Genomic DNA, 539 nt, shown 5'->3' on the forward strand with positions numbered 1-539 from the left:
CACCGCCGCCGAGGACTACCTCCGCGAGAGCGGGGCCGGAGCAACGGTCCGAGGGCTCACCTGGCAGGTCGACCAGAGCGGTGACGCGGTCCGCGTGCGTCTGCGAGCTGGCGTCCGGATGCCGTTGGTGCCACCGGGGTGGGGTGAGACGGCGAGAGTGGAGGCGGATGCCGTCGTGGAGCTCCGCGTCCGGTGAGGGGCACCGGAGGCGGTCAGTGCGCACATCGCCGCAGGTCAGAGAGGGTTTTAGCGCTAAGGGGTACCCCCGGTTTGACCCTCCGAAACCGACCCTGTAATGTTCTTCTTGTTGCCGGGGACGGCGGCGGGCAAGGCCGAGAGGCCGGGCACGCGGCCCTGGTAACCACCACCTCCAGAAGAACCTAGCCGGTTCCGCACGTTCGGGACTAGTCAAGGTCACTGCCGAGCGCTCGAGGGGCCCAGGTTTGGGTCTCTGTCGGACGCCTGGTAGGTTTGGGGGTCGCGCCTTGGTCTGATGCTCCTGTGTGGGGTTGAGGGTTTTGTGTGTCTGATGTTTGAGA

At 66.8% G+C, this 539-nt stretch carries 1 protein-coding gene; it reads left to right on the forward strand.

Going from position 1 to position 539, the window contains the following annotated elements; genetic code table 11:
* Positions 1-196: hypothetical protein (locus tag PV363_RS17885; protein WP_301023107.1), on the forward strand; the 196-nt coding region annotated here is incomplete at its 5' end.
* Between the last annotated feature and the right edge of the window lie 343 nt (positions 197-539).

The organism is Mumia sp. (genome assembly GCF_028803055.1).
Classification (GTDB): domain Bacteria; phylum Actinomycetota; class Actinomycetes; order Propionibacteriales; family Nocardioidaceae; genus Mumia.